The organism is Vitreoscilla massiliensis, assembly GCF_001457815.1.
GTDB lineage: Bacteria > Pseudomonadota > Gammaproteobacteria > Burkholderiales > Neisseriaceae > Vitreoscilla > Vitreoscilla massiliensis.
In genome coordinates, this window is the sequence record NZ_LN898218.1 from 251,569 (window position 1) to 273,943 (window position 22,375).

A 22,375-nucleotide genomic window follows, 5' to 3' on the forward strand; every position below is an offset into this window, starting at 1 on the left:
AGCTTAGGCCTGGCCTAAGCTGTTGTTGCTTGGAGCGATCACATGGCACATTTAGTAGAAACCATGGCCTACACAGGCCAAACCCCTTGGCATGGCTTGGGTGAGCAATTGCCCAGTAAGCAACCAATAGAAGTATGGGCACAAGCAGCAGGCATGGACTGGCAGATCAAAGAATCTCCAGTCCATTTTTCCATTGATAACATTCACAATGCTTCGATGTTTGGTTCGTTTGAAGAACAGAAAGTCTTGTACCGAAGCGATACCAACACGGCTTTGTCGGTGGTTTCTAACCGCTACCAAGTGGTACAGCCCATGGAGGTATTGGAGTTTTACCGCGACCTGACTGAGTATGCGGGTTTTGAATTGGAAACCGCAGGTGTGCTCAAAGGCGGTCGTAAGTTCTGGGCATTGGCTCGCACAGGTAAGACCACGGTATTAAAAGGCACAGATGTAATCAATGGCTATGTGTTATTGGCCACTTCTTGTGACGGCAGTTTGGCAACGGTGGCAATGCCTACCACGGTGCGTGTGGTGTGTAACAACACTTTATCTGTTGCAGTGAATGGGTCTGAGCAAGCGGTTAAAGTGTCTCACCGTTCTAACTTCGATGCCGATGCGGTCAAACAACGTTTAGGCATTGCAGTATCACAGTGGGAACAGTTCATGTACGAGATGAAAGTTTTGTCAGAACGCAAGGTCAATGTCAAAGAAGCCAACCGTTACTTTGAATCCTTATTAAGCAGTAATCCAACAGATGTGGTTCCTGCCCAAGGCCGCAAATCCCATTTGAAGTTGGTGCATACCCAAGCAGACAGCATCATCCCCAATGAGCGTGCTTATAAGAAGTTACAGGCCATGTATAACGGCCAAGGCCGAGGTGCCGAATTGACCGCAGCCAAAGACACAGCTTGGGGTTTGCTCTGTGCCGTGACTGAGTTTGTGGACCATGAACGCCAAGCCCGTTCTTCTGAAAACCGCCTCGATTCTGCTTGGTTTGGCAATGGCGCACAAATGAAACAAAAAGCTCTAGAACAAGCCTTGCAATTGGTGGCTTAGTCCATCGCTTTAATCCTGCATTACTTCTCTGTGTTGAATGACTTTTTCCTCTGGTGGCTTTGCCACTGGAGGATTTTTTATGTCTGAAAGGAATGAAGATGAACCTCCCGAAAACCCGTAACAATACCCATCACATCGCCAAAGCCAAATCACCACTGCGTTTGGTTAAGACCAAAGACTTGAGTCGTGATGACTGGCTGGCAGCCCGACGCTCAGGTTTGGGCAGTTCTGATGCTGCCACCGCATTGGGTTTAAACCCATATCAATCCCGTTTGGCCTTGTGGATAGAAAAAACCCGACCTGAACAGAGTTTGAATCCAATAGATCCCAGCGATGATACCCACCCCACTTATTGGGGCACGGTATTGGAACCCATCGTTGCCACCCATTACAGTAAACGCACAGGCAATAAGGTGCGTAAGGTCAATGCCATCCTACAGCATCCCGAGCATCCTTTTATGTTGGCCAATCTCGACCGTGAGGTCATAGGCCAGCCCGATGTGCAAATCTTGGAATGCAAAACCGCAGGGGCTTATGGTGCCAAGGCATGGAAAGATGGTGTGCCTGAATATGTGTTGGTACAGGTGATGCACCAATTGGCAGTCACAGGTAAACAGGCTGCCGATGTGGCGGTACTGATTGCAGGGCAAGACTTGCAGATACATCGGGTGTATCGAGACGAAGCCTTGATTTCCCAGCTGATAGAATTGGAGGCACAGTTCTGGTGGCATGTAGAAAACAATATTCCACCCGCAGCCGATGGCAGTGATTCAGCTGCACAGGCCTTACAAGCCTTGTTCCAACACGACAATGGTCACATTCTGGATTTGACTTACGATGCCGACATGAATGCGGTGTTTGATGAATTGGTAGCAGTACGCACACATTTAGACGATTACAAAGCCAAAGAAAGCCTGTTAAAGCAACGCATCCAACAAACCATGGCCGAACACAGCCATGCCCAGTTTCGCAATGGCTCGGTTGCATGGAAGAAAACCGCCGATGCCAAGGTGTTGGACAGCAAAGCCCTCAGCCAAGAGCATCCTGATTTGGTGGCTCCATACTTCACCACTAGAGCAGGCAGCAGACGCTTTACGGTGTTGGCTTAATCCAAAACACAAGATATTGAGCTTGTTTCTTTAAGGCTCACTAATCCTCCTGTTTTTAAATCCTCTCAACTTACCATCCAACAACTTAAGACAGCACCACACACAATCCATACACATGAGCGGGTGGGTGCTGTTTGTTTTTATACAAAGGAAACCATCATGATCAAAGGACTCGCCATTACCCCACCTGTATTGGGACGCATCTCCATCGGCAAAGTGGTTGAAAAGAACGGCAAGCGCATGCCCGAGAAAGACGATGAATTCACCATCACCACCCAAGTACAAAGCAAAGGCCAGTGGGTGAGACACCCGTTGGACACAGAATTGCGACAAGGAGAAGACAGCAGCAAGCTGCGCATCATTCCCATCCGCTTGTTGTTCAATGACCCTGATTTGAATTTCCGTGCTCAGTATTCCATGTTTGACCACAAAACAGGTCGGCCTGTGTGCGTGGGCAATGGAGAAACCTGTAAGCGCATGACAGCCAAAGGGGTGGAATCGTTGGCTTGTCCCAGCCCCATGGCTTGTGAGTATGGCCAAGCAGGTTATTGCAAACCGTATGGTCGTTTGAATGTATTAATTGGTGATGAAGACGAATTGGGTACGTTTGTGTTTCGCACCACAGGTTATAACAGCATTCGTACCTTACTCAGTCGTTTGCATTACTTCAGTGCCGTATCCAACAACCAATTGGCCAGTTTACCGTTGGCACTGCGCATCCGCGGTAAATCTACCACCCAATCCTTTCGGCAAGCCATTTTCTATGTAGACATCACCACACGGCCTGAACACAGTTTGGCTCAGTCCATTGCCATGGCCACGGAAACCAATCTCAACCGACAACAAGCTGGCTTTGACCAACAAGCCTTAGACCATGCGGCCAAACTGGGCTTTGCCAATGGCGAGTTTGAAGACACCGAAGATGAAGGCTTGGAAGTGGTAGAGGAGTTTTACCCAGCTACGAATCAAGAAACACCGTCTGGCATCGAAGTGCAATCCACCTCCAGTCTCAAACAAAAGTTATTGCCCAAAATACAGGAGGCGGCACCATGAACCACCAATGCCACAATGTGTTATTGCTGATGGGCAATGCTGAGAGCATCACTGCAATCAAACAGTCGTTGTTGCTTGAACCTACCTCAGCCAAGCCTGTACTGGATTTCAGTCTGCTGTTACCACCACCCAAAACCCTGCAACAGGCCAAACGCAACCATGTGTTTGTACAGCAACTCAAGCGTTGGCGCATCCATAACTGGAGTACGGCCAGTAATGGGGTATTAATCCATAAGGAGGAAACCGAAACCTCATTGCAACTTAACTTCAGCACAATATGGTCACCACCTGTAAAAATCTACCAAGCCTTGATGGCGCGGTGGCCAGAGGTGGTATGTGTGTACCAGTACCATAATGCGAAAGCCTGCCTTTGGGGTTTGGCTTGGCAGCAAAATAACCAGTATTATCGGCATGAGCAGATGTGTGAATAAATAAAAGCTACCGATTATGGTAGCTTTTTTTGTGATAAACAGATCAAAAATCTCAAAGTCGTACTGAATTTATGCTGCAGCTGCGCGAGTTTGAGAATTGAGGCAGTATGATTGCACTCTGTTCACGGGAAATTGTTTTTTGAAGTTATGAATTGAAGTAATAAAACTTCGTCGCTCCTTCAGCATAGCCATCATAAAAATTGTGGCATACCGCAAAATACACATTGGCATCCATTTCCCATGCCGAAGCCACCTCATTGAAATTAAGTACCGTCGTTTGATCATGCCAAGTGACGGTGGGATTCTTAAATGAACACACTACGATGGCATCATCGCTAGAATTGTCCCAAGCAATATTATTGGGTATGCCCACAGGATAGTCACCACCAGGGTGTTCGCTTGTCCCTGACAAAATCTTGGCCCTTACCGTTGTGGAATCGTTGGTATTGCCCAATGCCTGTAAATCCGTCACTTTGGCATAAGGACACATATCCATACGGCACATGCCAACCAAGACTGCAGTAGGATTGGGCTTGAGTGGGAAAGTGGTTTTTTGCACAGTGGTTTGGGCAATAGGCTCTGTGGTGCTTGCTGGTGCATGATTGATGGTTTCACTGGCATTGATATTGTCGCTTGTGTTTGAGGCAGCCAGTGGCGCAGTTTCAGCGGCTGGTGTCGATGCTGTCGCAACATTGGCTTCTTCTCTTACAAGCCAAGATGAATGGTGTTTTTGGATGTAAAAATACCCGCCCAACATGCCTATGATCACCATCACAGCGATCACAATCAGGCTGATTAAATAATTGTTTTGTCCCTTAGTCATTTCAACTCCATGGGGTTATGGGCAAGCCACTTTTTTGACACTGAAACCCGATTCAAAAACCAAGTGTTTTTTAGGTACGGTGACGGCTTCTTGTAAAGTAAAACGCAAACATTGCCCTGGCTTGGCTCTTGCCACTGCCGTACTGGAGGCATCATCCATACCAAAGGCAAATAATTGCATTTCACCTTGGTTCGTCGTCAGAAAAACACTTTCAGATTCTAAATAAGCTTCTGTTTTCACCTTGGCGATGAATTGCTTGGTAGGCCCAGGCTTATGCGGCTTATCAGCTACGGGTATGGGCTTGGGTTCTACAGCTGGCACAGAAGCAGGCGTTGTATTGTCATTAACGTCAGCTTTTAAGAGGTTGTCGTTGGTGACTTGACTGGCAGCCGCTGCTATTGGTGCTGAACCAGTGGCAACAGATTGCATTGGTTTTTCATTAACCGTATTTTTGAGGGCTGGTGAAAATAGAAACCAAGCCAAGAACACAATCCCCGCCAAAATTCCCAGTGTCACTGCCATCAACAACACATTGCTGGATTTGTTATCTGACATTTTTCTTCCTTATGAAGTAAACAGAAATAAAGCCCTTGCTGTCACTCCAGCCAAGAGCTTGTCCTTATTGAATTTGAATCAGAACCACTGCTTTTTTTCTTCCACATAAATGCGTTGGAAGTCTTCATCGGAGCGTGTCAAATAAATCACAGTGTCTATCAAAGCAAAAATACTGATGATGAAAATGGGCAAGAAGAACAGTGGCTCCTCTGTCATTACGGCTAAGCCGATAAAAATCAAATTACAAAACAGATACACCAATCCAGATACGGTCAGACCCAAGTAAAACTTGTGGATGCCATAGCCACCTAAGAACAACGCCAACAAACCAGCAATGATTTTGTTTTTTCCTTTGGGGCCAGAGGATGAACTTGCACCAAAACTCAAAGAGTTTGAAGACGACTTGAGTGCTCGGTACACACCAACAGCACAGCTGTTTTCATTCACATCAAAATCCACATCCATACCTCGGCTGGGTACAGTGGCTTCTTTCCACTCCTTACCTTCAAAGCGGTAGCGTTGCCCATCTTTGGTGGTAATGATCCCTTCATTGGTTTGAATGGAGTAATCCAAAACTTGCCCTTGCATGTTTATCCCTTTTTAATTAACCAGCTAAAAATTGCTTAATTGATTTCCAACCAAAATTCTTCTTTATTTTGATTGACCCATTTGATGCTGTAGTAAATTGATTCAGAGCTTTTGGTGGTTATTAACTCAGCCGAGCACGTCCTCAGTTCAGCACTTTTGTTATGGCCCACTTCTTCAACTGAGCGCAGTTCAACAAAGTTACCTAGCTGGTAACGTCGTTCATTGATGATTTCAGTGATGAGCTCTTCAGCTTCATCTGAACCACATTTAGGTAAGCCATCACCCATACAAGCAGACAACCCCAATAAACTTAAGCCAATTGGCAGGTATTTAAGAAACAGCTTCATTACTCCCCTTTAAAGTCGATATAAGACTATAAAAGTTGAATTACAACCTAAAGGGTTCTTCATGTCAATGGGTTGATGGGCGACCATTAAAGTCTATTGATGTGGAGCACAAGATGAGCAAATCTGATACAGATAAAAATACCAATCTGGCCAAACAGGTTGGTATTACCATCGCAAAGTACAGGCAGCTAAGCAACCTGACCCAAAGCGAAGTGGCAGAGCGATTGAATATTGGTTATGAAGCGGTGTCACGGATGGAGCGAGGCATCGTGATGCCGACAGTTGAACGGTTGGTTGAGCTGGCAGACATATTTGATTGTGAAGCAGCTGATTTGCTCACTCAAAGCAGTAACAGAGTGGAAGATCAAGCTGCAGCTATACAGGCTTTGTTATCAGACCTAAAAGATGAAGATCGGATATTCATCATGGAGATATTGGAGAAAGTGATTAATCGACTCAAATCTAAAGCATGATTAATGACGGAAAGACTTATTTGGATATTGACTAAAAAAGAGAGATATCCTATTAATAGCCCAACGAACACCATACAGACATAATGAGCCATTTTTCATTAGGTACTTCAATAGGTACTCACCCGAACCACAAAACAAATAACCCCTTGAATTAACAAGGGGTTATTCTTTCATATGGCGGAGAATGAGGGATTCGAACCCTCGATACAGGTTTTGCCCGTATGCACCCTTAGCAGGGGTGTGCCTTCAGCCGCTCGGCCAATTCTCCGTTGAGAGGAGTGCATAATAATATGTACTCACCTGCCCGTCAAGCAATATATTAAGTAAATGTCATGGTTTTTGTGGAATTTTATATAACTACTTAATAAGAAAGCCAATTAAAATTTCCTTTCCAAGGAATCCTAAAACGCCCAAACCCAAAACCAAAAACAACACAAACATGCCCCACTTGCCTGCTTGTGACTTTTTGCCCAAATCATACACAATGAACACCAAAAACAAGATCAAGCCACTCAAACAAATCCGCAACGACCAAGTGGCAAACGTTGCCTCATCCATTTAAACCCCTTTGTCTTCGACTTGTCGACGCTCATACACGGCTTGCGCCAGTGTGCCGGCATCGACGTATTCCAATTCGCCGCCCAAAGGCATGCCACGCGCCAAACGCGTGACCTTATACGGCAAATCTTTGAGCAATTGGTGTATGACATAAGCCGTAGCATCGCCTTCGGCGGTGAAATTGGTGGCGATGATGATTTCGGTGATGTGGCTGGTTTGCAAACGCTCGACCAATTGGCGGATGGCGATTTGGTTCAAGTCCATGCCTTGAGTCGGATTGACGTAGCCCATCAACACGAAATAACGCCCATCATGGCAATGCGCGGCTTCCATACTGCTCACATCGACCGGATGGTGCACAATCATCAACACATCGTCACGGCGATCACTGTCGGCACACAGCGCGCACACCTCGCTTTCACACAAAGTATTGCACAAGCGACAATGCCTCACGGCTGCCAATGCGTCTGCCAAAGCCTGTTGCAACAACAGCGCACCGTCCCGATTGTTTTGCAACAATTGGTACGCCATGCGCTGCGCGGTTTTGGGTCCAACATTAGGCAGCACTTTCAACGCCTCAATCAGGCGTGTAAAAGCGTCCTCTTTGGCCATTACTTAAAGAAGTCGCCCATACCTGCTGGCAAGTTCATGCCTTGGGTATATTTAGACATGCTTTCTTGGGTAGTGGCTTCGGCTTTGCGTACGGCATCGTTGACCGCGGCGGCAATCAAGTCTTCCAACATTTCTTTGTCGTCAGCCGCATCGGCGAGCAATGATGGGTCGATGTTGATGCGTTTCACGCCGTAATGGCACGTCATGGTGACTTTCACCAAACCCGCGCCGGCTTCGCCTTCTACTTCCACATTGCCCAATTCCGCTTGCGCTTGTTTCATTTTCTCTTGCATTTGTTGCGCTTGCTTCATCAAGCCTGCAATACCTGCTTTACCAAACATATAAACTCCTTATGCCATCACGCTGACGGCGATTTTAAATGGACGCTCTCAGGCACCCATGTGCCCTCGAACAAACTGGTTAATTGTTGTGCAACCTCGTCTTGTTGCAATATCTGTAAGCCTTGCTCACGGCGCTCTTCTTCATGGCGCACGGCTTGTGCGTGTGGCGTTTCCATTTCGCCTTGCCAATCTTGCACCGTTACATGTACAGGCCGGCCTGTATACGCGCTCAAGGTATCCGACAATTTGTTCAAATAATGTCGGTCTTCAATGACTTTGCCTTCGTGGGTGATTTCCAAATGCAATTCACCACTGACTGCATCAAAACCGGCAAACGCCGCGTGTTGAGCCAACATGCGCGCAGCACTCAATTGCGGTGCGATGTGTTGAACAATATGCGGCCAATTGTCGGCATTTAAAGCCAAAGCCGGCACATCGACCGCAGCTTCAGTCGTTTCAACTGTTTCAGGCTTTTTTGCTTCAGACTCGCTTGCATCTACCACTGGCGCGGCGATAACCTCATGCGCTGCCACATCGGCGATGGCCGTTTCAGGCTCAAACACATCCATGTCGTGTGCCACGTCAGCTGGATAATGCGCCAAACTGTCATCCCACGGCGGCAAATCGTGTTCGTCGTATTCTGGCGGCTCATCAGCACTGGTTTCGACAACCGCACTAGCAGCAGTCGCTGCCCTATCAACTTGTGCTGGCGTTTCTACAGCGGCCTGTAAGCTTGCTTCTGCAACAACTTGCGTGTTTACAGGCCGCATTTCAGCCGTTTCGACTGCTTGAATACTTGCGTTGTCACTGTTTGGTGTAGGTGCGACTTGTGGGGCTGCTGGCATCGAACTCTGCTCTGACACAGAAACATGCACAGATTCTGGCAACACCACTTGCTGATTGGCACTGACCTCAGCCACGCCCAATGGACGCAAGGCCAACATGCGCAGCATCGTCATCATCACGCCGGCTTGCTCGTCTGGTGCCAGCGGCAAATCGTTTTTGCCATGAATGGCGCACTGATAGAACAACTGAATTTGCTCCGCACTCAAGCGCTGCGCCAATGCTTGCAAGGTGTGTGCGTCTGCCAATTCATCCGCCGCACTGGGCAACATTTGCACCAAGGCCAATTGTTGCAATACCAAGGCCAGCTCTTGCAATACCTGCCCGAAACCTGCGCCTTCGGCCAAGATTTGACGCACTTGTTGCATCAAAGCTTGCGCATCGCCGGCTGCCAGCGTTTCCAATAAGCGGTACACAAACTGGCGGTCTACCGCACCGAGCATTTGTCTGACGGTCGCCTCTTGCACTTGGCCACTGCCCAAGGCGATAGCTTGGTCGAGCAAACTCAAGGCATCGCGCATAGAGCCATTGGCGGCGCGAGCAAGCAAATCCAAACCCACGGTTTCAAACGCGATGTGTTCTTGTCCCAACACGTATTGCAAATGCCCCAACACTTGCTGCGGCGTCATATTGCGCAGCACAAACTGCAAGCAACGGCTGAGCACGGTCACAGGGACTTTTTGCGGGTCGGTGGTGGCCAAGATGAATTTCACATGTTCAGGCGGCTCTTCCAGCGTTTTGAGCATGGCATTGAAGGCCGATTTCGACAGCATGTGCACTTCGTCGATGATGTAGACTTTGTAACGCCCCATGCTGGGCGCGTATTGGGCGTTTTCCAATACCTCACGGATGTTATCGATGCCAGTATTGGAAGCGGCGTCGATTTCCACCACATCCACATGCCGGCCTGTATCGATTTGCACGCATTGCGCGCACACGCCACACGGCTCACCTTGGTCGGGATGCTCACAATTGAGGCTTTTGGCCAAGATGCGCGCGATGGTGGTCTTGCCGACACCACGGGTGCCGGTCAATAAATAAGCATGGTGCAAACGGCCTTGTGCCAAGGCATTGCGCAAAGCGCCCACCACATGTTCTTGCCCAACCAAATCGGCAAAATGTTTGGGGCGCCATTTGCGCGCTAAAACTTGATAAGCCACCGATTAACGACTCCGTGCCACGTTTTCAGCAATTTCCTTCACTGCCGACACATACAAACGGCTGTGGTTGTATTGCCAAATGGTGTAGAAATTGTTCAGGCCAAGATAGTAATCGTATTGACCCGGTGCGGTTTCCAAACGGTATAAAAACGCTTTTTCAGAATCGGCCACCGAACCATCCGACACTTGCACGCCCAAGCGTTTGAAATCACCGACGGTGTGCGTGAGCTGCGTGTCTTCGTCCAATTTCGCTTGTATCGCTTCGGTCATTTGGAATTTGACTGGAATCGACACTTTACCGCCGGTTTGCCAACCATGTTGTTTCATGTAATTGGCCACCGATGCCATCACGTCATTCGGGTCGCTCCAAATATTGCGATGACCATCGTGATTGGCGTCCACTGCCCATTTGCGGTAGCTTGATGGCATGAATTGCGGCATGCCCATCGCGCCGGCGTAACTGCCTTTGAAAGTGAACATGTCTTGGCGCTCTTCGTGTGCCATCAACATGAATTCATCCAATTCTTTGCGGAAGAATTCGGCGCGACGCGGATAGTTAAACGCCAAGGTCACCAAGGCATCGGCAGTACGGAACGAGCCCATATTGCTGGCGTAATTGGTTTCTATGCCAACGATGGCCACCAAGATTTCCGGTGGCACACCATAGATGCGGCTGGCTTGGGTAACAGCATATTCATTGTCGTTCCAGAACTTCACCCCACCCGTGATGCGGCTGCCGGCGACATTGTTTTTACGGAATTCATACCAAGGACGCGAAGTGCCTGGTTTGTCCATGATGCCGATGATGTTGGGTTTGTTTTGCACATTGGCAAAAAATGCCTCCATCTCAGCACGAGAAAATTGACCCGTGGCCACTTTGCGGTCGATGTAACGCTGCACATCAGGACGGCTTAAAAATGAAGTGCCTTCTGGGTAAGTCACATTGGAGTAAATCTCAGGCTGGTGGTCTTTCACCGGTTTGACAGTGGCACCGGTACTGGTTTGTTCCACTGCTTTTGGCGTACAGGCCGCTAAAGCCATGAGTGAGATTAAGATAGCGATTTTTTTCATCAGACTGACCCCAAAGTATTCTAGGCTGACAGTGTACCAAAATCTGACCGCCTAACAAACAACAAGGCTGCCTGAATAATCAGGCAGCCTTGAATTCACAACACTAAAATTACGCAGCCAAACCAGCAACGATGATTTTAACAGTTGCTACTGCATCGTGATGCAATGCGATTTCAACTTCGTACTCACCAACGGCTTTCAAAGGACCGTTAGGCAAACGTACGGTTGAACGAGCCACTTCAGTACCTGCAGCAGTAATCACTTCAGCGATGTCTGCATTGGTTACTGAACCGAACAAGCGGCCATCAACACCGGCTTTTTGTTCAACAGTGAACTCTTGACCGTCGATTTTGGCTTGAGCAGCTTGTGCAGTTGCCAAGATTTCAGCTTGTTTTGCTTCCAATTCAGCGCGACGTGCTTCAAATTCAGCCAAGTTAGCTGCATTGGCGCGACGAGCTTTACCAGTAGGGATTAAGAAGTTACGAGCGTAACCGTTTTTAACGGTAACCACGTCACCCAAGCCACCCAAGTTGCCAACTTTTTCAAGAAGAATGATTTGCATGTTGATGTCCTCTCTTATTTATGTTGGTCAGTGTATGGCAACAAAGCCAAGAAACGCGCACGTTTCACAGCAGTTGACAATTGACGTTGGTAATGGGTTTTGGTACCAGTGATGCGAGCTGGAATGATTTTACCGTTTTCAGCGATGAAATCTTTCAAGATGTCCACTGATTTGTAATCTACTTCTTTGATGCCTTCAGCCGAAAAGCGGCAGAATTTTTTGCGTTTAAATGTATTACGAGCCATTGTCGTTAACCTTTTTCATTTCAATATGTTGTATGTGCAAAATCAAGCGGTTGCTTTTTAAGCTGCGTTTGGCTAAAAAACCCTTAACCTCAACGCGTTTACCAGCAGAATTTTGCCATTGCAGTGCCATGTCTCCGGTGATTTTGGCGTCTATCTCGCAAGCGACTTGCCGCAGCACACCCAATTCTGTTTGCTCCGATTGATGCAATAAAGTCATCGTTAATATCGGCACCCCAGCTGGGGTATAGCGCAATACAGAAAGCTCACCAACATCGGCACTGAGCGTCAGTTGATTGAACACTTACGCTTCAGTAGACTCAGAAGATTCTTCGGTCTTAGCTGAAGTGTCCAACAAATTTTTCGCTTTTTCTTCTTTCATCATAGGAGATGATTCAGTCACAGCGTGTTTGGTTTTGATGGTCAAGTGACGCAATACCGCATCATTGAAACGGAACGCAGTTTCGATTTCTTCTACAACAGCAGGTTCAGCTTCGATGTTCATCAAAACGTAATGAGCTTTGTGGATTTTGTCGATTGGGTAAGCCAATTGACGACGGCCCCAATCTTCTAAACGGTGAATGATGCCGTTGGCTTCAGTCACCATGTTTTTGTAACGCTCAACCATCGCAGGTACTTGTTCGCTTTGATCTGGATGAACGATAAACACGATTTCATAATGACGCATGTTAACTCCTTGTGGCTATTCAATCCCGCTTCCATGCGTGTCAGCAGCGGGCAAGGTTAGTAAAGCCGAGCATTATAGTCTGTGTTCACCAAAGCCACAAGCCGTAATGGCATTATTTTGTGCGCTTGCAACAACAGATGCGGCCTGTAACGCCCACACAGCATACCTTTACAACTGTAAAGGCAGATAAAAAAAACATCTCTCGCAATTGACTCAGCTACAATACGCCATCGACATGGTGGGCACACACCACCACGACCCTCATCACATTAGGTAAGTACGCATGGCCGCAGGCAAACAAGAAGACACCTTACAACACCAAATCGACAAACTCCCCGACCAAATTGGCGCGATATCCAAAGAAATCCGCGAATGGGGCGTGTTTGACTTGTTCACCGATTCCATCGCCCGCCGCGAATGGACCAGCCATTTGATAGAACGCAGTTTGAACTCCACCGCCGGCTGGGTGGAATTTTTATTCGCCTTGGCCTTGATGGTGGGCGGCTATTTTCTGCTCGACAATGCGCGCAAACGCCACATCCAAAAAATGGAGCAAGCCGGTCAAGGCATCATCAAGATTAATTTCTTCAAACATTTGCTCACGCGCTTGGCGTGGCCATTAATGCTGGCACTGACCTCGTTTCTCATCATCAAAGGCATGCAATACTTCGGCCTGAAAACACTGTGGTTTGGCCTGTTAATCGTGGCCTCGGCATGGATGGTGATGATACGCGCCGTGTGCGCGGTGCTGTATTACACCTTGCCAGCCAAAATTTTCAACCACAAAACCGAAATCATCCTCTCCTCCACCATTTGGGTGGTGTTTCTGATGTGGATTACCGGTGCCACCGATTGGATCATCGACTGGGCCAAATCGGTAAAACTCAGCTTTGCCAAAGACAGCTTAAGTCTGTTTGACATCTTCAATGGCGTGGTGTGGGTCATCATCATCATGATGGTTGCGATGTGGTTGGCCAAAGTCATCGAAGGCCGCTTGATGGGCTTCACGCGCATGGACATGAGTTTGCGCATCGCCTTGTCCAATATCACCAAGACCTTGTTCATCGTCTTGTCTTTCCTCATCGCCTTGCCCATGGTCGGCATAGACCTGACCGTATTGTCGGTGTTTGGTGGTGCGTTGGGTGTTGGTTTGGGTTTTGGCTTACAGAAAGTCGCCAGTAATTATGTGTCGGGGTTTATCGTCTTGTTCGACCGCTCAGTGCGCGTTGGCGACCGTGTCAACGTCAACAATTTCAATGGCTATGTCACCAAAATCACCACCCGCTACACCGTGGTCAAAGACGCCAACGGCGCTGAGGCCTTGGTGCCGAATGAAAACTTCATCGCCAATATGGTGATTAATGAATCGTACAGCGGCAAGGCTTTGTGGCGTACCATTCCCATCCAAGTGGCGTACAAAACCGATTTGACCCAAGCCTTGGCCATCATGAAGGCGGCAACGGAAAAACAAGAACGCGTACACGGCGAGGCCTCGGCCACTTTGGCAGGTTTTGCCGACTCCGGCATCAATTTGAATGTGGGCTTTTGGGTTAAAGACCCAGAAAACGGTTTTTCGCTGCTCAACTCCAACATCATGCTCGACATCTGGCAACAATTTAACGAAGCTGGCATTGAATTCCCTTACCCACAACGGGAAATCCGCATTTTGAACAGTGAACAGCCAGCAGCCACACCACCGAAGGTGCACATCCCCACTTCCAAAGAAGCCGCTACTTCCAATGAACCCAGCACGGCACAGTCGCAACCTGAAGCCAATACCGACGGCACCCCATCATGAACACGCCCAGCAAACCGTATAAGCGACCTGTAAGCGTGTTGGTGGTGATACACCACCAATGCCAGCGGTTTTTGATGTTGCAAAGAATCGACAATGCTGATTTTTGGCAATCGGTCACCGGCAGCTTGGAAGCGGACGAGCTGCCGCTAGACACGGCCATACGCGAATTGTGTGAGGAAACTGGCTTGTGTCTTGCTAAAGAACAAGTCCACGATTGGCAATTGCATTATGATTACGACATCTATCCGGAGTATTGGCATCGTTACCCACCCGGCACCCGCCGCAATACCGAGCATGTGTTCTCCGTCGATGTGGCCTTGGACAGCCCCATCACCATCGCACCCGCCGAGCACAGCGCTTACCGCTGGGTAGATGCCGACACCGCATTGACACTGGCCTACTCGCCGTCCAATCGCAATGCCATCGCACAATTAATCTTACAGGCCGCATCATGAGTGATACTTTTACCGTCACCACTTACAACATCCACAAAGGCATGTCGCCGCTGAACCGCCGCGTTAAGGTCAACGGCATTGCCGAAGCCTTGAAACACCTGTCGCCGGACATCTTGATGTTGCAAGAGGTGCAAGGCCAACACCTGAAACGCACAGTCCAGTTCAACGACTTCCCTGACCAATCGCAACACGAGTTTTTTGGCGAATTCCTTACCTTAAACAGCAGTTATGGCAAAAATGCCATTCACCCCAGCCGCCACCACGGCAATGCCGTGCTCAGCCGTTTCCCACTCGACCCGAAACACAATGTCAACATTACCGTCAACCGCATGGAACACCGTGGCGTGTTGCATTGCGAAGTGTATCCGCCCAATTGGACCAAGCCTTTGGTGATTTTGTGTGCCCACTTGAATTTGCGCGAACACGACCGCAGCAAGCAATACCAAGCGATACACGATTATGTGTGCAATACCATAGACCCCACCTGGCCGCTGATTTTGGGCGGCGACTTCAACGATTGGCTGTACAACTCCGACCACAGCATCGCCGAAGGCTTAGGTTTGAAAGAAGCGTATGTCAGCCATTATGGCCGTTTGCCCAAGACCTTCCCCGCCAAACTGCCCGTGCTCAGCCTAGACCGTTTGTATGTGCGCCATTTGCAAGTGGTCAAAGCGGTGGTGCACCACGGCCAGCCGTGGAGCGATTTGTCCGATCATTTGCCGATGAGTGCGGTCTTGAAACCCGATTTCAGCCATTGAGGCATTTACAGGCCGCTTGTGTGTTCATTTACACCGAAACATATAACCAAGTTTGTCTGGCTTAGAACCAATTGATAATTGACGCACCCCACCATCACGTTGTTTAATAACGTCCTCAATTTATAAAAACGCCGATTTGAATTCAGCTTGCGGGCGTAAAAACAGCTAAAGCGGCCGAATTTGCGTCGCAAATTCAATGCTTTAGCCCGTTGTCCGCACAACGGGCTATATTTTTGGAGTCAACATGATAGTTTTAGACCAAGTAAGCAAACGGTTCCAACGCCGTGATAAATCTTGGTTCGATGCCGTACATCCTTTGTCGTTAACGATTGAACAAGGTGAAATCTTTGGTTTGATGGGTTATTCAGGTGCAGGTAAATCGACCCTTTTGCGCTTAATCAATTTGCTTGAGCGCCCAGACCAAGGCAGCGTGGCCGTCGATGGCCAAGAGCTCACCGCTTTGAACGCCGGCGCTTTGCGCCAAGCGCGCCAAAACATCGGCATGATTTTTCAGCAATTCAACTTATTGGCCAACCGCAACATCGCCGATAACGTCGCCTACCCATTGGAAATCGCCGGCTGGAACAAGGCCGACATCCAAACACGCGTGGCCGAATGTTTGGCCATTGTCGGCTTAACCGAACACGCCGACAAATACCCATCGCAATTATCTGGTGGCCAAAAACAACGCGTCGGCATCGCTCGCGCCTTGGCACCGCGTCCGAATGTGATTTTGGCCGACGAACCAACCAGCGCCCTAGACCCGATTACCACCCGCAGCGTGTTGCAATGTCTGCGCGACATCAACGAACGCTTTAACGTCACCATCGTCATTGTTACCCATGAAATGAGTGTCATCCGCCGCATTTGCAACCGCGTGGCCTTGCTCGACAACGGTCATTTGGTGGAAGTGGTGAAAGTGGAAAACAAACAATTGCACCCACAATCGGTGGTGGGGCAAGAATTGGTGCGGGAGGATTGATATGAATGAAGGTTGGGACAGCGTTTGGGCGCTGAAAGATGAATTTATCCAAGCCATACAAGACACCGCCATCATGGTTGGTGTGGCCTCAACTGTCGGCATCATCTTCGGTGGCGCTTTGGGCATTTGGTTGTATTTGAGCGGTGACAAGCAATTGTTTCAAAACCGCGGCCTGAATGCGGTATTGAACTGGATCATCAGTTTCATGCGCGCGTTTCCGTTTGTGATTTTGATGATAGCCTTGATGCCAGTCACCCGTGCCATCGTCGGCACCTCGTTTGGCCCCTTGGCCGCGTCGGTGGCCTTGAGCTTGGCAGCGATTTTCTATTTTGCCCGCTTGATGGAGCAAAACTTAAACGAAGTACCGCGCGGTGTGATTGAAGCGGCAGAAGCGATGGGCACACCACCGCGCCAAATCATCACCAAGGTATTGTTAAACGAAACCCGTTCTGGTTTGGTGTTATCCATCACCATGTTGGTGATTGCGGTATTGGGCGAAAGTGCTGCCGCAGGCTTAATCGGTGGCGGCGGTATTGGCGACTTGGGCATACGCTATGGTCACCAACGCTACATGCCAGAAGTGATGTATGCGGTATTGATTTTGCTCACCGCCATCGTGATTGTGATTCAAACCACCGGTAACAAATTGTCTAAAGCTTTAAACAAACGCTAAATATGGCTTATTAGGAGAGAAATATGTTGGGATTGAAAACGTCTTGGAGTTTAACCGCCGCCATGATTGCCTTGGGTTTGGCCGCTTGTGGTGGTGAAAAAGCCGCACCTGCTGCAGCCTCTGCAGCCTCTAGCGCCAGCGCCGTGAGTGTGGATGCTGAGAAAAAAGAAATCAAAATCGGCACCACTGCCGGTGACTTTGGCGACATGGTCAAAGACTCCATCAAACCGATTTTGGAAAAACAAGGTTACACCGTGACTTTGACCGAGTTTAACGACTACGTTACCCCTAACAAAGCCTTGGCTGAGGGTGCGGTAGACGTGAACGTGTTCCAACACAAACCTTATTTTGACAGTTTTGTGGCCGAAAACAAATTGGATTTGAGCGTGGGCTTCCAAGTGCCTACCGCACCTTTGGGCATTTACGCCGGCAAATTAAAAGCCTTGGCAGACATCAAAGATGGCGCCAGCGTGGCCGCGCCTAACGACCCTTCTAACTTCGCTCGTGCCTTGGTGATGTTGAACGAATTGGGCTGGATCAAGTTGAAAGACGGCATCGATCCACTCAAAGCATCGAAACAAGACATCGCTGAAAACACCAAAAACATCAAAATTGTTGAGGTAGAAGCGGCCAACTTGCCACGCGCACGCGAAGACGTAGACTTTGCCGTGATTAACGGCAATTACGTGTTAACTTCTGGCATGAAATTGACCGACTCTTTGTACCAAGAGCCTAGCTATGCTTATGTGAACTGGGGCGCATTCCGCACTCCTGACGTGAAGAGCAAATGGGCGCAAGACGTAGTAGCAGCGTACAACTCTGATGAGTTCAAAAAATACGCCTTGCAAAAATACCCTGGCTACAAATACCCAGTGGATTGGAAAGTAGAAGCCAATGGCACTGCCACCGCTTCTGCTCCAGCAGCATCTGCGGCTTCAGCCAGCAAATAAGCATTAAGCGGCCTGTAAACATTTACAGGCCGCATTTTTATCCGTAACAAGTATCACCAACCGCATGACCCGCATTACCTACCCCAACAACACACTGCCGCGTTACCGTCACGGCTTTAGGAGATGTCAATGTTAGCTTTAAAAACCACTTGGACTTTGTCTGCCGCCTTCATCACTTTGGCCTTGGCCGCTTGTGGTGGTGAAAAAGCCGCCCCTGCCGCAGCTTCTGCTGCATCTGGCGCCAGCGCCGTGAGCGTGGATGCTGAGAAAAAAGAAATCAAAATCGGCACCACTGCCGGCGACTTTGGCGACATGGTGAAAGAATCCATCAAACCGATTTTGGAAAAACAAGGCTATCAAGTGACCTTGACCGAGTTCTCCGACTATGTCACTCCTAACCAAGCCTTGGCCGAAGGCGCGATTGATGTCAATGTGTTCCAACACAAACCGTATTTGGACAGCTTCAAAGCCGAACACAAATTGGATTTGACCGAAGCCTTCCAAGTACCAACCGCACCATTGGGCCTCTACCCAGGTAAAGCCACTGCTTTGGATGCCGTTAAAGCCGGCTCTACCGTGTCTGCACCGAACGACCCGTCTAACTTTGCCCGTGCCTTGGTGATGTTGAACGAATTGGGCTGGATTAAATTGAAAGACGGCGTAGACCCATTGAAAGCGTCTAAAGCCGACATCGCGGAAAACCCGAAAAACATCAAAATCGTCGAGATGGAAGCAGCCAATTTGCCACGTTCACGCCAAGACGTGGATTTCGCCATTGTTAACGGCAATTACGCCATTTCCAGCGGCATGAAATTGACCGAAGCCTTGTACCAAGAGCCAAGCTACGCTTATGTGAACTGGGGCGCTTTACGCACGGCCGACATGAAAAGCAAATGGGCGCAAGACGTGATTAACGCCTACAAATCTGACGAATTCAAAAAATACGCATTGGACCGTTTCAAAGGCTATAAATACCCAGCCGAATGGAACATCCCTGCCAATGGCGCCTCAGGCAGCAGCGCCGCTGCTTCTGCCCCTGCTGCAGCGTCAGCAGCGTCTGCCAGCAAATAATTCCTTTTGCTAACAACAAGCGGCCTGTAAACTCTTACAGGCCGCTTATATTTTGCCCATCACTCGGGCATGACAAAATCATTAGTTTGAACAGTATCTTAGGTGTTAGCTGAAATTCTGCTAAAAAACCTGCATCCATAAGCGAAAACGCCCCTGTGATTTCATTCATAGGGGCGTTTTACATGCAAAGACCATTACCAGAGTTTGATATTGAAACCGCATATTTTGAGGTTTCACGCACTCCAAGCTGCAAATACATTGTGACGCTTGTCGATGGTGGTAAGCGCTCCCCAGTCCGCCAATACAATTTCTTATTTCGCTGCATCCTCTTTGCTCACTGGAATAATTTGCCCTTGATTCGAGTAGGGGCAGCGGCATGATTAATCGCGAATATCCTTGCGTTGTGATTAAGACTTTACGTCATGGCTGGTGGGATGTTCGCATCTGCCTATCTGATATCCGTCAAAGCAGTATTTGTCATGCTTCAACTTTGTTTTTAGCACGTTCTACGGCTTCAAAGCTTACTTCTGATTTGAATATCCCAGTTTATGAGGTGCAATGATGACTTCCAAGGATTTGATTGTTTGCATCATCCAAATCGTTTTGTTCTTTGCGCTTTTGTTCTTTGGAATTATTGCAATTCAATACGTATTCCACTTTCTTGCAATAGTTTATGAGTGGGCTTTAGCTCCTATTGGTGGTGGCATTATGAAGGAGCTTCCATGATGGCTTCTAAAATCACTGCACAGCCTGAAGTTTTACAACTTTGCCAAGAAATTATTGCCAATGTCTCGCCCGATGTAAGTTCTGCTTATGTTAAGGGTTTCACCGATGGCTTGGGTTTGGGCGTTATGTTCATGCTTGCCTGTTATTTGTTCCTCCTAATCTCAAGATTTCTTATTGATTTTGATTCACGTCCAAAGCGTAAACGCCGCATAAAACAATCTAATACAACAGAACAGAAGCAAGGGGATGGACGAGCTGACGAGTCCGCCCCTGCTTCTGCATCCAGTGAGGCACATCATGGCTAAGTTTATGCATGGTGTTCCGCTCAAGTTACAGCACCAGTGCAAAGGCTGTGGCGTTTTCACGTTCAAATTCATGTTGACCGAAGCGGCTTTGTGTTCTGTGTGCGTTCAAAATTCACGCAATTCTGCTGCTGGAGACGTTCAAAACCGCAAGGTTTTGGACGTTCCTTGTCAAAATAGTAACAACTGCGCCGAAGGTGCAATTGTTGAATCTGAGAAGTTTGAATTGTCCTCTCAAGGCAAGAAATCCACTGCTGCTTTAGAGATGAATGTAGAAGCGTTTTGCAATTATTACCCGATTAATAACATTGGCTTTCTGACCCTGACTTTTGCCGATGACATCCAGTGTCCAAAAGAAGCTCAAAAACGCTTCAAATCATTCTACAAATACTGCTTACACAAATATTTCGGTGATTACATCCGCTGTTACGAACGCCAAGAAAACGGCCGTATTCACTACCATCTGATTTTAGATTGCAAAGTAGACATACTTACAGGCTTTGATTTCAAACAGTTTTACAACAAAAAATTGCCACGTTACGGCCGTTACAAGTCCGCAAACAAAGCCTTAAAAGCCATTTGGAAGATGCTGCGTTCATCGATGACCAAATACGGTTTTGGCCGTCACGAATTGCTTCCCATCCGTACATGCTCCGCACGTCTTGCCAAGTACGTCGGCAAATACATCAGCAAACACGTTCAGTCACGCATTGCAGAAGATAAAGGCGTGCGACTTGTTCAATGCTCCCAAGATTCAGGCCATAGCTGGAAAGTGGCCAACAGCAATTTCTCCTTCTTCAGCTACGGCTCAACACTGTGGCGCAAGAAGCTCCAAGCTTACATAGAAACGAACCAAGACCAATGGAACCGCGTGCAACAAGCATTTGGCATGGTCAACACAATCACATTAAACGCTGACAACTACAGCGAAATGATGTGTTTCATGGTCGGCAGCTCTTGGGGTTACAAGTGCCGCGACATCGTTTTATCACAAGAAATATGAAAGGTATCGAAATGAGCCAAGTTTATGAACCCAAACAAAAATCAGCAGGCACTGGCGGCCATCCGCTCGTAGCAACTGGCGTTTTCGCAGGCTTCTACCGTCATGAATATGGCAAAGAAGAAAAGAAATACATGTTTTTTATGCGTCTTGAAGAGTGTGTTGGCTTACCGCGAAATGATGATGGCCAAACCTCAATTCAAGTCAGCGAAGAAACATGTAAGTTTGTTGATGAAAACTTTTCCATTGGCGACTTGGTTCGCTTGCCAGTCTCTGTAACTGCTTACGCAACTAATAAAGGTGCAAATGTCAGCATTTATCACATGAAACATATCGCCATGCCAATGAAAGTCACCAAATGACAGGGTATTGGGACATCGACGATATGAGCGGTGAAATCGACGATGACGGCAACGAGTACCGAAATTCAGATTACCGCATGAATCCCGATGGCGACATCGAACACCTTGGCGACGATGGTTGGGAATTAGAGCCGCAAGAAGAGTTCAGTCTGAATTTCGATGATGACGAGTTTTAAAGCGAAGTGGTCACGCTTTCCTGACCACACTAAATAAGGAGTTTCATTATGAAACGCATTAACCAAGTAGTGAAGTATGGCGCTGGCGCGTCTTTGTTCTCAATGGCAGTTGCTGCCCACGCTGCAATTCCAGCAGGTGTAACAGACAAGATTGACGAAATGGGTGTTGATGGTGCAACCGTCGCATGGGCAATGTTCTTGGGTTTGCTGGCGATTGTGGTTGTTAAATACATGCGCAAGTCATTCTAAGTAAACGGGGGCAACATGGGCTATCAAGTCGGATTTCAGTGCTTTGACACATTACAAGAAGCTCAGGACTATAAATACAGCTCTGTTGCCCCCGTCATCAATCAGAACAATCAACTTGTTCAACCTGAAAAGCTTAACGGCCAATGGCATTTAAACGGCTCACAAATCGTTGATTCATTCCCAGCATGCAGTCCGCTCCAGCAGTTCCAAGACGGTGTCGAAATCGGTTGGGGCTTCATCGCATTAACAGTCGGCATTTTGTGCGTCGCCATTATGAGACGTGGATTATGAGCAAATACATCGCATTATTTCCAGTGGAGTCAGGCGTGTCTATTTACACCATCCTTGGCATCTTAGCCTG

Annotated in this window: 33 protein-coding genes and 1 tRNA gene; 20 read left to right on the plus strand and 14 right to left on the minus strand. The window is 48.1% G+C overall.

Annotated features, from left to right (window positions below; genetic code table 11):
- Positions 1–42: 42 nt before the first annotated feature.
- The 4 genes from BN3003_RS05210 (at position 43) to BN3003_RS05225 (ending at position 3,649) form a co-directional block, all read left to right on the plus strand.
- Positions 43–1,056, plus strand: coding sequence for a DUF932 domain-containing protein (locus BN3003_RS05210; RefSeq protein WP_058355596.1), 1,014 nt, complete (start codon positions 43–45; stop codon positions 1,054–1,056).
- Between the two features lie 98 nt (positions 1,057–1,154).
- The gene (locus BN3003_RS05215) at positions 1,155–2,165 is read left to right on the plus strand and encodes a YqaJ viral recombinase family nuclease (RefSeq protein WP_058355597.1); all 1,011 of its coding nucleotides are present in this window, start codon (positions 1,155–1,157) and stop codon (positions 2,163–2,165) included.
- A 159-nt stretch (positions 2,166–2,324) separates the two neighbouring features.
- Positions 2,325–3,218, plus strand: coding sequence for a recombination directionality factor (locus BN3003_RS05220; protein ID WP_058355598.1), 894 nt, complete (start codon positions 2,325–2,327; stop codon positions 3,216–3,218).
- A complete protein-coding gene (locus BN3003_RS05225) occupies positions 3,215–3,649 on the plus strand; it encodes a DUF1281 family ferredoxin-like fold protein (RefSeq protein WP_058355599.1) in 435 nt (144 codons plus the stop codon). The genes BN3003_RS05220 and BN3003_RS05225 overlap by 4 nt, the downstream gene beginning before the upstream one ends.
- 145 nt (positions 3,650–3,794) lie before the next feature.
- On the opposite strand, the gene BN3003_RS05230 is transcribed toward BN3003_RS05225, so the two are convergent.
- From BN3003_RS05230 to BN3003_RS05245, 4 genes are all read right to left on the minus strand, one after another.
- Positions 3,795–4,472, minus strand: a complete 678-nt coding sequence (locus tag BN3003_RS05230) for a hypothetical protein (protein WP_058355600.1) — start codon at positions 4,470–4,472, stop codon at positions 3,795–3,797.
- Positions 4,473–4,487: 15 nt separating this feature from the next.
- Complete coding sequence (locus BN3003_RS05235) at positions 4,488–5,027, minus strand: hypothetical protein (protein ID WP_058355601.1); 540 nt, start codon at positions 5,025–5,027, stop codon at positions 4,488–4,490.
- A gap of 78 nt (positions 5,028–5,105) precedes the next feature.
- The gene (locus BN3003_RS05240; RefSeq protein ID WP_058355602.1) at positions 5,106–5,615 is read right to left on the minus strand and encodes a TM2 domain-containing protein; all 510 of its coding nucleotides are present in this window, start codon (positions 5,613–5,615) and stop codon (positions 5,106–5,108) included.
- A gap of 35 nt (positions 5,616–5,650) precedes the next feature.
- Positions 5,651–5,962 carry a hypothetical protein gene (locus BN3003_RS05245; protein WP_058355603.1) on the minus strand — a complete coding sequence of 104 codons (312 nt, stop codon included), beginning with the start codon at positions 5,960–5,962 and terminating at the stop codon, positions 5,651–5,653.
- Between the two features lie 113 nt (positions 5,963–6,075).
- Between BN3003_RS05245 and BN3003_RS05250 the strand changes: the two genes are divergently transcribed.
- Positions 6,076–6,435 (plus strand): helix-turn-helix domain-containing protein, encoded by a 360-nt coding sequence (locus BN3003_RS05250; protein WP_058355604.1) that lies wholly within the window; start codon positions 6,076–6,078, stop codon positions 6,433–6,435.
- Between the two features lie 175 nt (positions 6,436–6,610).
- On the opposite strand, the gene BN3003_RS05255 is transcribed toward BN3003_RS05250, so the two are convergent.
- The 10 genes from BN3003_RS05255 to rpsF all read right to left on the minus strand — a co-directional run bounded on the left by BN3003_RS05255 (position 6,611) and on the right by rpsF (position 12,512).
- Positions 6,611–6,703 (minus strand) — tRNA-Ser (locus BN3003_RS05255).
- A gap of 89 nt (positions 6,704–6,792) precedes the next feature.
- Entirely contained in the window at positions 6,793–6,993 is a 201-nt protein-coding gene (locus tag BN3003_RS05260; RefSeq protein ID WP_058355605.1) for a DUF2788 domain-containing protein, read from the minus strand.
- Complete coding sequence (recR, locus tag BN3003_RS05265; RefSeq protein WP_058355606.1) at positions 6,994–7,605, minus strand: recombination mediator RecR; 612 nt, start codon at positions 7,603–7,605, stop codon at positions 6,994–6,996.
- Entirely contained in the window at positions 7,605–7,946 is a 342-nt protein-coding gene (locus tag BN3003_RS05270; protein WP_058355607.1) for a YbaB/EbfC family nucleoid-associated protein, read from the minus strand. Before BN3003_RS05270 ends, recR begins: the two co-directional genes overlap by 1 nt.
- 17 nt (positions 7,947–7,963) lie before the next feature.
- The gene (gene dnaX, locus BN3003_RS05275; RefSeq protein WP_058355608.1) at positions 7,964–9,949 is read right to left on the minus strand and encodes a DNA polymerase III subunit gamma/tau; all 1,986 of its coding nucleotides are present in this window, start codon (positions 9,947–9,949) and stop codon (positions 7,964–7,966) included.
- 3 nt (positions 9,950–9,952) lie between these two features.
- Positions 9,953–11,020, minus strand: a complete 1,068-nt coding sequence (gene mltB / locus BN3003_RS05280; protein WP_058355609.1) for a lytic murein transglycosylase B — start codon at positions 11,018–11,020, stop codon at positions 9,953–9,955.
- A gap of 109 nt (positions 11,021–11,129) precedes the next feature.
- Positions 11,130–11,582, minus strand: a complete 453-nt coding sequence (gene rplI / locus BN3003_RS05285; protein ID WP_058355610.1) for a 50S ribosomal protein L9 — start codon at positions 11,580–11,582, stop codon at positions 11,130–11,132.
- 14 nt (positions 11,583–11,596) lie between these two features.
- Entirely contained in the window at positions 11,597–11,827 is a 231-nt protein-coding gene (gene rpsR / locus BN3003_RS05290) for a 30S ribosomal protein S18 (protein WP_058355611.1), read from the minus strand.
- Positions 11,817–12,128, minus strand: coding sequence for a primosomal replication protein N (gene priB, locus BN3003_RS05295; RefSeq protein ID WP_058355612.1), 312 nt, complete (start codon positions 12,126–12,128; stop codon positions 11,817–11,819). The genes rpsR and priB overlap by 11 nt, the downstream gene beginning before the upstream one ends.
- Positions 12,129–12,512 (minus strand): 30S ribosomal protein S6, encoded by a 384-nt coding sequence (rpsF, locus tag BN3003_RS05300; protein ID WP_058355613.1) that lies wholly within the window; start codon positions 12,510–12,512, stop codon positions 12,129–12,131. It lies immediately after the preceding gene.
- 283 nt (positions 12,513–12,795) lie between these two features.
- Here rpsF and BN3003_RS05305 point away from each other — a divergent pair, with 283 nt between their 5' ends.
- The 15 genes from BN3003_RS05305 (at position 12,796) to BN3003_RS05365 (ending at position 22,305) form a co-directional block, all read left to right on the plus strand.
- On the plus strand, positions 12,796–14,310 hold the full coding sequence (locus BN3003_RS05305; RefSeq protein WP_058355614.1) for a mechanosensitive ion channel family protein: 1,515 nt from the start codon (positions 12,796–12,798) through the stop codon (positions 14,308–14,310).
- Complete coding sequence (gene nudB, locus BN3003_RS05310) at positions 14,307–14,765, plus strand: dihydroneopterin triphosphate diphosphatase (RefSeq protein ID WP_058355615.1); 459 nt, start codon at positions 14,307–14,309, stop codon at positions 14,763–14,765. The genes BN3003_RS05305 and nudB overlap by 4 nt, the downstream gene beginning before the upstream one ends.
- Positions 14,762–15,523, plus strand: a complete 762-nt coding sequence (locus BN3003_RS05315) for an endonuclease/exonuclease/phosphatase family protein (RefSeq protein WP_058355616.1) — start codon at positions 14,762–14,764, stop codon at positions 15,521–15,523. The genes nudB and BN3003_RS05315 overlap by 4 nt, the downstream gene beginning before the upstream one ends.
- A gap of 244 nt (positions 15,524–15,767) precedes the next feature.
- Complete coding sequence (locus BN3003_RS05320) at positions 15,768–16,505, plus strand: methionine ABC transporter ATP-binding protein (protein ID WP_058355617.1); 738 nt, start codon at positions 15,768–15,770, stop codon at positions 16,503–16,505.
- A 1-nt stretch (position 16,506) separates the two neighbouring features.
- Positions 16,507–17,178: a methionine ABC transporter permease gene (locus tag BN3003_RS05325; RefSeq protein ID WP_058355618.1), complete on the plus strand. Its 672-nt coding sequence runs from the start codon at positions 16,507–16,509 to the stop codon at positions 17,176–17,178.
- Positions 17,179–17,201: 23 nt separating this feature from the next.
- Positions 17,202–18,128 (plus strand): MetQ/NlpA family ABC transporter substrate-binding protein, encoded by a 927-nt coding sequence (locus BN3003_RS05330; RefSeq protein ID WP_058355619.1) that lies wholly within the window; start codon positions 17,202–17,204, stop codon positions 18,126–18,128.
- A gap of 129 nt (positions 18,129–18,257) precedes the next feature.
- The gene (locus BN3003_RS05335; protein ID WP_058355620.1) at positions 18,258–19,199 is read left to right on the plus strand and encodes a MetQ/NlpA family ABC transporter substrate-binding protein; all 942 of its coding nucleotides are present in this window, start codon (positions 18,258–18,260) and stop codon (positions 19,197–19,199) included.
- A gap of 376 nt (positions 19,200–19,575) precedes the next feature.
- A complete protein-coding gene (locus tag BN3003_RS18785) occupies positions 19,576–19,761 on the plus strand; it encodes a hypothetical protein (RefSeq protein ID WP_147645349.1) in 186 nt (61 codons plus the stop codon).
- Entirely contained in the window at positions 19,758–19,925 is a 168-nt protein-coding gene (locus tag BN3003_RS18790; protein WP_159061404.1) for a hypothetical protein, read from the plus strand. Before BN3003_RS18785 ends, BN3003_RS18790 begins: the two co-directional genes overlap by 4 nt.
- A complete protein-coding gene (locus BN3003_RS05340) occupies positions 19,922–20,230 on the plus strand; it encodes a hypothetical protein (protein ID WP_058355621.1) in 309 nt (102 codons plus the stop codon). The genes BN3003_RS18790 and BN3003_RS05340 overlap by 4 nt, the downstream gene beginning before the upstream one ends.
- Complete coding sequence (locus tag BN3003_RS05345) at positions 20,223–21,230, plus strand: rolling circle replication-associated protein (protein ID WP_147645351.1); 1,008 nt, start codon at positions 20,223–20,225, stop codon at positions 21,228–21,230. Before BN3003_RS05340 ends, BN3003_RS05345 begins: the two co-directional genes overlap by 8 nt.
- A gap of 11 nt (positions 21,231–21,241) precedes the next feature.
- Positions 21,242–21,589 (plus strand): hypothetical protein, encoded by a 348-nt coding sequence (locus tag BN3003_RS05350; RefSeq protein WP_147645353.1) that lies wholly within the window; start codon positions 21,242–21,244, stop codon positions 21,587–21,589.
- A complete protein-coding gene (locus BN3003_RS05355) occupies positions 21,586–21,765 on the plus strand; it encodes a hypothetical protein (RefSeq protein ID WP_058355624.1) in 180 nt (59 codons plus the stop codon). Before BN3003_RS05350 ends, BN3003_RS05355 begins: the two co-directional genes overlap by 4 nt.
- A gap of 48 nt (positions 21,766–21,813) precedes the next feature.
- Entirely contained in the window at positions 21,814–22,014 is a 201-nt protein-coding gene (locus tag BN3003_RS05360) for a major capsid protein (protein ID WP_058355625.1), read from the plus strand.
- A gap of 15 nt (positions 22,015–22,029) precedes the next feature.
- Positions 22,030–22,305 (plus strand): TrbC/VirB2 family protein, encoded by a 276-nt coding sequence (locus BN3003_RS05365; RefSeq protein WP_058355626.1) that lies wholly within the window; start codon positions 22,030–22,032, stop codon positions 22,303–22,305.
- Positions 22,306–22,375: the final 70 nt, after the last annotated feature.